The sequence below is a fragment of the Sorangium aterium genome (assembly GCF_028368935.1).
Lineage (GTDB): Bacteria > Myxococcota_A > Polyangia > Polyangiales > Polyangiaceae > Sorangium > Sorangium atrum.
This window is the reverse complement of the sequence record NZ_JAQNDK010000003.1, coordinates 1,783,593-1,795,000: the sequence shown is the minus strand read 5'-3', so window position 1 is coordinate 1,795,000 and position 11,408 is coordinate 1,783,593. Positions and strand designations below refer to the sequence as shown.

Sequence of the window (11,408 nt, the reverse complement as noted above, 5' to 3'; positions counted from 1 at the left end):
GGTACTCTGGGGATAACAGGCTGATCGCGCCTGAGAGTTCATATCGGCGGCGCGGTTTGGCACCTCGATGTCGGCCCATCGCATCCTGGGGCTGGAGCAGGTCCCAAGGGTTCGGCTGTTCGCCGATTAAAGCGGTACGCGAGCTGGGTTTAAAACGTCGTGAGACAGTTTGGTCCCTATCTGCCGTGGGCGTAGGACACTTGAGAGGAGCTGCCCATAGTACGAGAGGACCTGGGTGGACGTACCTCTGGTGTTCCGGTTGTCCTGCCAAGGGCATAGCCGGGTAGCCATGTACGGAACGGATAACCGCTGAAAGCATCTAAGCGGGAAGCCGGCCTCAAGACTAGGTGTCCCGGGCCGCAAGGCCCCTAAAGACCCCTTGTAGACCACGAGGTTGATAGGCCGGGTGTGGAAGCCGAGCAATCGGCGGAGCTAACCGGTACTAATAGGTCGTGCGGCTTGACCATACTTCTAAGGCAAACATCGAAGCGTCGCGCCCGGAGTTCGGGTGACGAGCAGCGTGACACAGCTGGCCTGGCGTAAACATGGAACAGAGCATCGCAAGAAGCGAGCTCCGCCGGGTTCCGATTGGACGCACCCACAAGTTTCCGGTGGTGATATCGAGAAGGTCACACCCGATCCCATACCGAACTCGGAAGTTAAGCTTCTTGGAGCCGATGGTACTGCCAGGGCAACCTGGTGGGAGAGTAGGACGCCGCCGGGATTTTTTTTCTGAGCCTGCGCGCTGACACCGGCGCGCAGGCTTTTGGGCCGCGAGACTGCGGCTGATCGCTGCTCCCAGGGCAAGCAGCGATCCCGTCGCGCCTGAAGTCAGGGCGACGAGCACGCCAGCGCGGCTGGCAAGGCGTTGGGCGCCGCTAGAAGCGGGCTCCGCCGAGCGTCCGACCGGAATGGACGCGCCCGCAAGTTTCCGGTGGTGATATCGAGAAGGTCACACCCGATCCCATACCGAACTCGGAAGTTAAGCTTCTTGGAGCCGATGGTACTGCCAGGGCAACCTGGTGGGAGAGTAGGACGCCGCCGGGGTTTCTTCGAACCTGCGCACAGAGATTCTCTGTGCGCAGGTTTTTTTTTGCCTTCCATCTGGCGCTTGGTCCCTCCCGCCGCCGCGTTCGAGGGTCGGATCGTCGGGCCGCCGAGAGCACCCCTCCGGGGGCCTCATCGGATCGACCGTGGCCGCCTGGGCCCCTTCAACCTTCGGTGAGCGCCGGCGGGTGGGTCCACGCGGCGGGGCGGGCGGGCGCGCTGGAGCACCGACCGAGGTGCCATGAGGCCTCCAGGGGGCTCGAGGTCTCAGGCGCGCCTTGTGTGGCGCGCAACATGACGTCCCAGGTGGCATGGCCCGAAGGGAGACATGCCGGGCGGTGTTCCATGCGTAAGCTCCAGGTCCCCGCCTTGGCGGATGGCCAGCGCCCGCCCGCCCCGCCGCGTGGACCCACCCGCCGGCGCGGCTAGAACGATCTGTTGCGCCGCCTCCCGCCTTGGCGGATGGCCAGCGCCCGCCCGCCCCGCCGCGTGGACCCACCCGCCGGCGCGGCTGGAACGATCTGTTGCGCCGCCTCCCGCCGCGAGGGATGGCTCTTGCATACCAGCGCTCCCCGCTCAGGCAGGGACCGCGCAAGCGCCGCCGATGGCCAAGAGACGCCCCCCCGCACCCGATCCGCTCGACCGCTTCCACCCCGCCACCCAGGCGTGGTTCCGCGCGGCTTTCGACGCGCCCACGCCCGCCCAGGTGCAGGGCTTCCCCCCCATCCTCGACGGCGCCTCCACCCTGCTGCTCGCCCCGACCGGCTCGGGCAAGACGCTCGCCGCGTTCCTTGCGGCCATCGACCGGCTCATGGCATCGCCCGAGCCCGAGGCCGCCGAGCGCTGCCGCGTCGTCTACGTATCGCCCCTCAAGGCGCTCGCGATCGACGTCGAGCGCAACCTGCGCGCGCCGCTCGCCGGCATCGCCGCCGCCGCCGAGCGCCTCGGCCTGCCCTACCGGGTCCCCCAGGTCGGCGTGCGCTCCGGCGATACAAAGCCCGAGGACCGCGCGCGGCTCGCCAAGAAGCCGCCGGACATCCTCATCACCACCCCGGAGTCGCTCTACCTCCTGCTCACCGCCGCCGCGCGCGACCGGCTGCGCGCCGTCGAGACCGTCATCATCGACGAGATCCACGCGCTCGTCGCGACGAAGCGCGGGGCGCACCTGGCCCTGTCCCTCGAGCGGCTCGAGGCGCTCCGCTCCGCGCCGCGGCCCATGCAGCGCATCGGGCTGTCCGCCACGCAGCGGCCGCTCGACGAGGTCGCGCGGCTGCTCGGCGGCGGCGAGACCGACGGCGCCGGCGGGCGCTTCGCGCCGCGGCCGGTGACCCTCGTCGACGCCAGCGCCCCCAAGGCCCTGGAGCTCCGCATCGAGGTGCCCGTCGAGGACATGACCAAGCTCGGCGAGGCCGCCCGCGCGGGCGAGGGCCCGAGGGGGGCGCCCGCCGAGCCGGCGCAGCGCTCGATCTGGCCGAGCATCCACCCGCGCCTCGTCGAGCTCGTCCGCGCCCACCGCACCACGATGATCTTCGTGAACAGCCGGCGCCTCGCCGAGCGCCTCGCCGCGGCGCTCAACGACACCGCCGGCGCCGAGATCGCGCTCGCGCACCACGGATCGATCGCCCGCGAACAGCGGCAGCAGATCGAGGAGCGGCTCAAGGCGGGCCTCCTGCCGTGCATCGTCGCGACCTCGTCGCTGGAGCTCGGCCTCGATCTCGGCTCCGTCGACCTCGTGATCCAGCTCGAGGCGCCGCCGTCGGTCGCCGCCGGGCTCCAGCGCGTCGGGCGCGCAGGGCACGAGGTCTCCGGCACGTCGCGCGGCGTCGTCTTCCCGAAGCACCGCGGCGACCTGCTCGCGTGCGCCGCGGCCGCGTCCCGCATGCGCGAAGGCAAGGTCGAGGCGACCCTGTACCCGAGGAACCCGCTCGACGTCCTCGCCCAGCAGATCGTCGCCATCGCCTCGATGGACACGCTCCACGTCGACGCGCTCTTCTCGCTCGTGCGCCGGGCGGCGCCCTTCGCCGAGCTGCCCCGCGCGAGCTTCGAGGGCGTGCTCGACATGCTCTCCGGCCGCTACCCCTCCGACGAGTTCGCCGAGCTCCGGCCCCGCATCGTCTGGGACCGGGTGGGCGGCGCCGTGCGCGCCAGGAAGGGCGCGAAGCGCCTCGCCGTCGTCAACGCCGGCACCATCCCCGACCGCGGCCTCTACGGCGTCTTCCTGGACACCGGCGGCGACGCAGCGCGCCCCGGCCGGCGCGTCGGGGAGCTCGACGAGGAGATGGTCTTCGAGGCCCGCGAGGGCGAGGTCTTCCTCCTCGGCGCCTCCTCGTGGCGCATCACCGACATCACCCACGACCGCGTCCTCGTCGTCCCCGCCCCGGGCGAGCCGGGCAAGATGCCGTTCTGGCGCGGCGACCAGGCCGGGCGCAACGCCGAGCTGGGCGCCTCCATCGGCGCGCTCGCGCGGCGCCTCGCCGCGCTGCCCGACGGCGAGGCCGAGCGCGCGCTCGCGGACGAGCACGGCCTCGACGAGCGCGCGGCCTCGAACCTCGTCCGGTACGTGCGCGACCAGGCCGCGGCGACGGGCGATGTCCCGAGCGACCGCACCCTCGTGATCGAGCGCTTCGTCGACGAGGTCGGCGACCACCGCATCTGCCTCCTCTCGCCGTTCGGCGGCCGCGTCCACGCGCCGCTCGCGACCTGCATCGCCGAGCGGTGCCGCCTCGAGCTCGGCCTCGGCGTCGACACCGTGTGGACCGACGACGGCATCGTCCTGCGGCTGCCCGAGTCGGAGTCGCCCCCCGACGCGAAGCAGCTCCTGCCGCAGGCCGACCAGGTGGAGGATCTGCTCGTCCGCGCCCTCGGCGACACCGCCCTCTTCGCCTCGCGCTTCCGCGAGTGCGCGGGCCGGGCGCTGCTCCTGCCGCGCAAGTTCCCCGGCAAGCGCTCGCCGCTCTGGGCCCAGCGCAAGCGCGCCGCCGACCTGCTCGCCGTCGCGTCGCGCTACGGCTCGTTCCCAATCCTGCTCGAGACCTACCGCGAGTGCCTGCGCGACGTCTTCGACCTCACGGCGCTCGAGGATCTCCTCCGGCAGATCGCCGCCCGGAAGGTCCGCGTCGTCACGGTCGACGTCCGCGCGCCCTCGCCGTTCGCGGCCACGCTGCTCTTCACCTACGCCGGCAACTTCATCTACGAGGGCGATCTGCCGCTCGCCGAGCGAAGGGCGCAGGTGCTCACCATCGATCACAGCCGCCTGCGCGAGCTGCTCGGCGAGGCCGAGCTGCGCGAGCTGTTCGACGCGGACGCCGTGCTGGCCCTCGAGGCGGCGCTCCAGCGCCTCGACGGCCGAGCGCCGCTCAAGCACGAGGACCAGGCGCACGATCTCCTGCTCTCGCTCGGCGACCTCACGCGCGACGAGATCGCCCGGCGCGCGGTCGGCCCGGACGCCCCACCCGACGCGGCCCGCGAGCGCGCCGACGCGTGGGTCGACGAGCTCGTCCGGGATCGGCGCGCCATCGAGGTCCAGATCGGCGGCGAGCGCCGCGTCGCCGCCGCCGAGGACGCGGGCCGGCTGCGCGACGCCCTCGGCGTGGTGCCGCCGCTCGGCCTCCCGATCGCGTTCCTCGAGCCCGTCGCCGACCCGCTCGGCGAGCTCGTCGCCCGCTACGCGCGCACGCACGGGCCCTTCCGCGCCGACGACGTGGCCCGGCGCTTCGGCCTCGGCCCTGCGCCGGTGCTGGCCGCGCTCGCGCGCCTCGCCGAGCGAGGCCGTGTGGTCGAGGGCGAGTTCCTCCCCGGCGGCCGCGGCCAGGAGTTCTGCGACGCCGAGGTGCTGCGCTCGCTGAAGCGCCGCTCGCTGGCCCGGCTGCGCGCCGAGGTCGAGCCGGTCCCGCCGGAGGCCTATGCCCGCTTCCTCGCCGACTGGCACGGCCTGCACCGCCGCCGGCGCGGCCTCGATGGCCTGCTCGCGGCGCTCGAGCAGCTCCAGGGCGCGCCCCTCTCGGCCTCCGCCCTGGAGGCCGAGATCCTGCCCGCCCGCGTCGAGGGCTACCGGCCCGGCGATCTCGACGCGCTCTGCGCGGCCGGCGAGGTGCTCTGGCGCGGCGTCGAGCCGGTCGGCGACGGCGATGGCCGCGTCGCGCTCTACCTCGCCGAGGCCTTTCCGTACCTCGCCCCGCCGCCTGGCCGCGCCGAGGGGGCGCTCGCCGAGGGCATCCGCGCCGCGCTCGCCCGCCGCGGCGCGCTCTTCTTCTCCGACCTGTCGCGCGAGACGGGCGCCTTCGGCGCGGACCTGCTCGCAGCGCTCTGGGATCTCGTGTGGACCGGCGAGGTCACGAACGACACGCTCGCCCCGCTGCGCGCCCTCGGCCGCGCGTCCGGATCGAGCGGCCGCCGGCGCGACCGCGACCGCGCTGCGGCCGGCCGCGGCCTCCCGGCGCTGCGGGCGCGCCGGATCGGCCCGCCGGGGAGCGAAGGGCGCTGGTCGCTGCTGTCGTTTCCTGGCGCGTCCGGCGCTGCCGGCGGCGCGTCGTCCGGCGCGCCTGGCGAGACCGAGCGACGCGCGGCGCTCGCCCGCGCGCTGCTCGAGCGCCACGGGGTGCTCACGCGTGAGGCGGCGGCGGTCGAGGGGCTCGCTGGCGGCTTCTCCGCGGTCTACGACGTGCTCCGCGCCATGGAGGAGGCCGGTCAGGCGCGGCGCGGCTATTTCGTCGCCGGGCTGGGCGCCGCGCAGTTCGCGGTGCCCGGCGCCGACGATCGCCTCCGGGCCTGCCGCGAGCCGTCCGACGATCCGCGGACGCTCGTCCTCTCTGCCACGGATCCGGCGAGCCCCTGGGGCGCCGCCGTCCGCTGGCCCGAGCTCCCCGCGCCCGTCGACGGCGGGTCCGAGGGCGCCGTCCGTGGCCCGGTCCGGCCGCAGCGGGCCGCGGGCGCCCTGGTGATCCTGCACGACGGCCGGCTGCTCGCCTGGATGGGCCGCACCGAGCGGAGCCTCACCACGTTCCTGCCGGAGGCCGAGCCGGAGCGCGGCGACGCGATCCGGGCCATCGCGTCGGCGCTCGGGGCGCTCGTCGACGAGGGGCGGCGGCGCGCCGTGCTCGTGGCCACGATCGACGGCGAGCCTGCGCACAGCTCCCCCCTCGCGCGCGCGCTTTCGGACGTGGGCTTCACTTCCGGAGCGCACGGCTACCTCAAGCGGGCCATCACACCCGAGGGCGGCGGGTGGCGGCCGCGGCACGTACCGCCCGCGAACGCGCCCGACTGGGCTCGCCGCGCGGCGGCGGCGGGCCTCGATGCACCCGAGGACGAGGTCGACGGCTTCAGGCCGCCGCCCGGGCTCCGCTCGTGGCCCTCCGGGCCTCCGACCGGCGGATGGCGGATGTCGCCCCCCGGCGCACCCGAGGGCGGCGCACACGCCGCGGAGGGCGGCGCGCCGGACGAGAGCGACCTCGACGACGACGATCCGGCGATGTTCGAGGACGGAGCGGGGATCGACGACGGCCCGGAGTAGCCATCGGTCAGGGGCTGGAATGGCTCTCTTCGAGCCCGTGATTCCGAGTACTGGCGTCTGCGTTCCGGCGATCACCACCGTCGACAGCGCACGGGCGTGGCGGAGGGAGCGCTGCGGCGTCGCGCGCGTCGACAGCGCCAAGAAGGACCGCCGAGCAACCGTGAAAGGAAGATCCCTTTCGTGGTTCCTCGGCGGCTCTTCGTGGTCCTCGCGCCCTCGGGGGATCCCGAGAGGCGCGCCAGGACGGCTCAGTTCTGTTGGGGGTGCTCGTCCACCTTCACATGTTGCTCATGGCCTCCGCCGCGCCCCTTCCGGCTCCGGCCCTCGCCGTTCGTCGCCTGACTTCGCGCCTCGGCCCCCTTGCGCCCGATCTCGGCCATGTGCTCGCGGTTCTGACTGACAGCCTCGCCGCCCTTGCGGCCCGCTGCGCGCGCCTCCTCCGACGTGAACTCATGCGCCGTGCCCTTCTCATGAGCGGCCTTTCCGCCCTGACTCGCGATCTGGCGCTGCTGCTCCGCGTTCATCGCTGCGAAGCCACGCTTGCTCTCGCTGGTTTGTCCCATGAATCACTCCTCGGATGGATTGCCTTGTGAACGCCACTCGACGACCGTGGCTACCTGCTGCTTGGCCACATCAGGCCGGCGGTGCCGGCGACGCCGGGGCCATGCTGCAACGCGGGTGCCAGGCGGGGAGCTCGGACGAATCCGCCGATGCGTCGAGGCCGGACAATTGATGACCGTCGGGTCGCCTGGCGTGTCCTCTCGAGGGCTCGCTGTGGCAAATTGCCTCACTGTGCGCGCCGCCGTGTCTGGTCGCCCCACTCTGCGAGCTCCGCCGTGACAGGCTCATTGGACGCGGCCGGTCGTTCGGATCGTCTTCTATCTCTCTCGCTGATCGAACGAGCCGGCGAGATGACTGTCATCATGGCGCAACACAAGAGCTCACCGTGGCCCTGTCAGGACTCGCCTGTGCGGCCGCCGCTGATGAGGATCGAGCGTCTGGCGTCTCGGATGGCTCCCTTGCGTTCTGTCCGCTCCCACGGACCTGTTGATTCTCGTGGGGTTGTTATTTTGCGGTGACATGGTTGCGCCTCGATGGCCGAAGGGCCACCTTGACGCTCTTGTGACGGCAGCTTTCAGGTGGGGCGTCGAAGGGCTGCGCCGCTGGCGCGTCGCGCCTTGACAACACGATGCCGCTGCCGCTCTCGTTGCACTGCATCATCACCTTCAGCGCCCGGCCCGACGACGAGGCTTCCGGGCGGCCGGGGTGACGGCATTGCAGGAGATTCACATGGCGCTTGCGATCCAGGGGGCCCGTCTCGATGGGGGCCAGCTCTGCTCAACGAACATGACATCACGGCCTCGCCGCGCGTGCGGCCGCTCTCCGGGCTGCGCGCGCGGCGCGGGCCTGGTCGCGCTATCCATGGCGCTCCTCGCCGGCTGCGGCGGTGCCAGCGGCGCGGCACCCGCGGAGACCCCTGCGCCGGGCCCCGCGCCCGCGCCCGCGGCGAAGGAGCCTTTCGACATCGAGGAGGCGCTCGCCCGCGAGGCGGGCGAGCTGCCCGCCAGGGAGCTCCGCGCCGCGGACTGGTCGGCGCGCGTGTTCGGGGCAGGGGAGGCGAAGATCGAGCCGAAGGAGAAGCTCGTCGCGATCTCCATCCCGCTCGGCACGGACACCCATGTCGAGTGCTTCGTCTACAATACGATGCTCGACTCGGGCGAGGTGATAAGGAACTTCATCGAGCTGCTCGACCCTGCGAAGGTGGAGGTCGCTCGCGTCGTTCCCTGGGAGGTGAGCGTGCACCGGGAGAGCCCCGCGGTGTTCGTGCAGGCCCTCTACCTCGTCCCGACCGCCGGCGGGAAGGCCGCCGGCCTGCTCAAGATCGCGCTGCACGCGGACAGGGCGCGCCCCATCGCCTGCCTGCATGACGAGGTCGGGTATGTCCGCACGTTCGAGCGGCTCGCCAAGGGGCTGTTCGACTCGTTCGAGTCGAAGAGCGCCGCCCCGAAGCCCGAGTACACGGACACCGTGATCCTGCGCCTCGACAAGGTGCCTGTCGGCTTCGAGACGAGCGATCTGCTCAAGGACGACGCCGGCCAGCGGCGATGGCTCTCCCGCTCGGCCTCCTTCCTTCCGCGTGACCCCAAATCTCTGCACATCGAGGACGAGGCGTCGAACGTGCTCATCGATCCTCAGGGGCAGATCAAGGAAGGCGTCTGGATCGAGACGTCGGGAGGCAAGGCGAACCACCGTATCGAGCTGTCCCAGAGGAAGAACTTCGAGTACGAGTACTCGGGAGAGGTCGAAGGCAAGAAGGTCCAAGGGACGTTCACGCCGGCGGCCAAGGCGTGGCTCGCGTCGCCCGTCGCCACCGCCTCGGCGCTCGCCCGGCTCCTCAAGAAGAAAGGCTCCTTCGACCTGAAGCAGCAGGAATACATGCCCAGCGTCGATCCGACGAAGCCCGTCGACGTCCAGTACCTCCGCGACGCCTCGGGCGCCGTCACGGTCTCTCTGAAGACCATGCGCCTCGTGGGCAGCCTCGCGCCGGACGGCCGTCCGGAAGCGTTCGAGATCTCCGCCGGTCCGCCCAAGCTGACCATCCAGCGAGCCTACGTCAGGGGCAAGCTGTAAACCCACCCGCGGCTGCGCTTCCGGGCCTGTCCGGGAGCGCCAAGGCGCTCGCCGACGGCCATGCGCGGTGGGCCTCGCTGGTCGGACACAATCGAGCGCAATCGCCAGCCGGCGCCGTCGAGGGAGACGGTTCCTGTAAAATTGAAAAGTTATCGCCCAGATGAAATGTCATCGGGTGCGCTGGCTGGCTTCAACGCTTGAGTATCGTCGTCATTTTTATCGATTCATGACGATTTGGTGATCCTGCCCCGCTCAGATCAGGTTATATAACCCCTCCCGGTCGGCCGAACGACTCTTCGCTGGAACAAAGAATCATTTCTTCGAGCGGAAGGAGCTCTCAATGCGCTCTGTGAGATCGCGTAGATCGCGTGTCTGCGGCTCGGCCAGCTTCAAGCTTGGCGTAATGGCCGTGGGTGTATTCGCCCTTACGGCCTGCGTGTCGGATCTCGAGGACGAGCCGGTCGAGGACGTCGGCAGCAGCCGCGAAAGCTTCGAGGCGTTCGAGAGGGCTGCGTTCCGCGAGCCTGACTCTGGTGTCTACATTGTCAATGGGGACACGCCCGTCGCCGACATCAAGCATCTCCGGGAGTTCTGGGAGACGTACGTACGCGATGGCGCGCTCATCGTGCAACGCAGCGGCGGCAGCGATGTGGTCTGGTCGGCGGCCCAGAAGAAGAGCATCACCTACTGCGTGAGCACGACCTTCGGCGCGCGCTATGCCGCCGTCGTGGCGGCCATGGCTGCCGCCACGGCTTCCTGGGAGGGCTCTGCGGATGTCGATTACATCTACCAGAGCGCTCAGGACGCGAGCTGCACTGCTGCCAACAGCAACGTCGTCTTCGACGTGAGGCCGACGAACTCCGGCGGCCAGTACATCGCGCGGGCGTTCTTTCCCAACGATGCGCGAGCGGTGCGGAACGTGCTGATCGATTTCAACGAGCTCGAGGGATCCGGCGTCGCGCTCGAGGCAGCCCTCCGGCACGAGCTTGGCCACACGCTCGGCTTCCGGCACGAGCACACGCGCCCCGAGGCGGGCGTCTGCTTCGAGGACAACGCGTGGCGCGCGCTGACCACGTATGACTCGGATTCCGTTATGCACTATCCCCAGTGCAACGGCACCGGCGACTGGGGCTTCGCGCTGACAGCAAGAGACATCCAGGGCGCCCAGGCGCTCTACGGCCCGCCTGGTGGAGGCGGCGGAGCCGGTGGAGCCGGCGGTGGCGGTGGAGCCGGCGGTAGCGGCGGCGCTGGTGGAGGCGGCGGCAACGGCGGCGCTGGTGGAGGCGGCGGTGGCGGTGGAGCCGGCGGTAGCGGCGGCGCTGGTGGAGGCGGCGGCAACGGCGGCGCTGGTGGAGGCGGCGGCAGCACGACGGTGACCGAGAACTTCAGCAGCAGCGTCAACGCTGGTGCGTTCGTGGACATCGGATCGAGCGCCGGTTTCGCTGTCACGCCGGGGACGGGCCTCACCGTGGTGATGACGGGCGCCGGCGATCCCGACCTTTACGTGAAGTTCGGATCGGCGCCCACGACCGCCTCGTACAGCTGCCGCCCGTACCTCTCCGGGGCGTCCGAGACCTGCACGTTGACCGTGCCGGCAGGGCAAACCAAGGCGTACGTCAAGGTCAGAGGGTACACAGCGGCCACCTGCAACGTGGCGGTGACCTATACCCGACCGAGCGACGCCAGCGGCGGCGGTACGGCCACGTCGGCCACCTTCAGCGGTCGCCTCGCGGCGGGCGCATCGGCGTCGCACGGGCCCCTCTCGGTGGTTCCTGGCACGAGCTTCCGGCTCGTGATGACCGGCACCGGCGACCCTGATCTCTACGTGAGGTTCGGCGCCGCGCCGACCCTGACCTCGTACGACTGCCGTCCGTATCTGGACGGCGCCGCGGAGACCTGCAATCTGACGGTCCCGGCGGGGCAGACGCAGGCCTTCCTCTCGGTGAACGGCTTCGCGGCCAGCACATATCAGCTCAGCGCGACCTACACGGCTCCTTGAAAAAGCGGAGCGCATCTTCATGCGCTCCGCGGGGCCCCGCTGACGCACCGGGCCATCCGAGGCAATGGATTGGCCGAATGGTCGCCCAACCGGGTGTGCTCCCACCCATCGACGGCATCTTTTCGACGTGACGCGACGCGCCTCTGCTGGCGGCGGCCTGGACACCACCGCTGACGAACCCTCGATACGGGGAGGTGGGTATCAGGCGCAGGATGAGCAGAG

The 11,408-nt window shown here is 71.1% G+C and carries 4 protein-coding genes and 3 rRNA genes (1 of these 7 only partly in view); 6 read left to right on the top strand and 1 reads right to left on the bottom strand.

Annotated elements, in window-relative coordinates; all coding sequences use genetic code 11:
- From POL72_RS31045 to POL72_RS31030, 4 genes are all read left to right on the top strand, one after another.
- Window positions 1–467, top strand: a 23S ribosomal RNA gene (locus POL72_RS31045) (it extends 2,540 nt beyond the left edge of the window).
- Between the two features lie 140 nt (window positions 468–607).
- Window positions 608–724: ribosomal RNA gene (rrf, locus tag POL72_RS31040) — 5S ribosomal RNA — on the top strand.
- Between the two features lie 206 nt (window positions 725–930).
- A 5S ribosomal RNA gene (gene rrf, locus POL72_RS31035) occupies window positions 931–1,047 on the top strand.
- A gap of 604 nt (window positions 1,048–1,651) precedes the next feature.
- Window positions 1,652–6,556: an Lhr family helicase gene (locus POL72_RS31030; RefSeq protein ID WP_272099876.1), complete on the top strand. Its 4,905-nt coding sequence runs from the start codon at window positions 1,652–1,654 to the stop codon at window positions 6,554–6,556.
- Between the two features lie 248 nt (window positions 6,557–6,804).
- Here the strand turns inward: POL72_RS31030 and POL72_RS31025 are convergent, their stop codons facing one another.
- A complete protein-coding gene (locus tag POL72_RS31025) occupies window positions 6,805–7,119 on the bottom strand; it encodes a KGG domain-containing protein (RefSeq protein WP_272099874.1) in 315 nt (104 codons plus the stop codon).
- Between the two features lie 859 nt (window positions 7,120–7,978).
- Here POL72_RS31025 and POL72_RS31020 point away from each other — a divergent pair.
- Together POL72_RS31020 and POL72_RS31015 are read left to right on the top strand one after the other, a co-directional pair.
- Complete coding sequence (locus POL72_RS31020) at window positions 7,979–9,187, top strand: hypothetical protein (protein WP_272099872.1); 1,209 nt, start codon at window positions 7,979–7,981, stop codon at window positions 9,185–9,187.
- Between the two features lie 403 nt (window positions 9,188–9,590).
- On the top strand, window positions 9,591–11,186 hold the full coding sequence (locus tag POL72_RS31015; protein ID WP_276597293.1) for a pre-peptidase C-terminal domain-containing protein: 1,596 nt from the start codon (window positions 9,591–9,593) through the stop codon (window positions 11,184–11,186).
- Window positions 11,187–11,408 lie beyond the last annotated feature (222 nt).

What these genes read in the sequence shown, in the direction of transcription:
- POL72_RS31030 (WP_272099876.1), top strand. Translation starts at nt 1,652, where the DNA reads ATGGCCAAGAGACGCCCCCCCGCACCCGATCCGCTCGACCGCTTCCAC.
- POL72_RS31025 (WP_272099874.1), bottom strand. Translation starts at nt 7,119, where the DNA reads ATGGGACAAACCAGCGAGAGCAAGCGTGGCTTCGCAGCGATGAACGCG.
- POL72_RS31020 (WP_272099872.1), top strand. Translation starts at nt 7,979, where the DNA reads ATGGCGCTCCTCGCCGGCTGCGGCGGTGCCAGCGGCGCGGCACCCGCG.
- POL72_RS31015 (WP_276597293.1), top strand. Translation starts at nt 9,591, where the DNA reads ATGGCCGTGGGTGTATTCGCCCTTACGGCCTGCGTGTCGGATCTCGAG.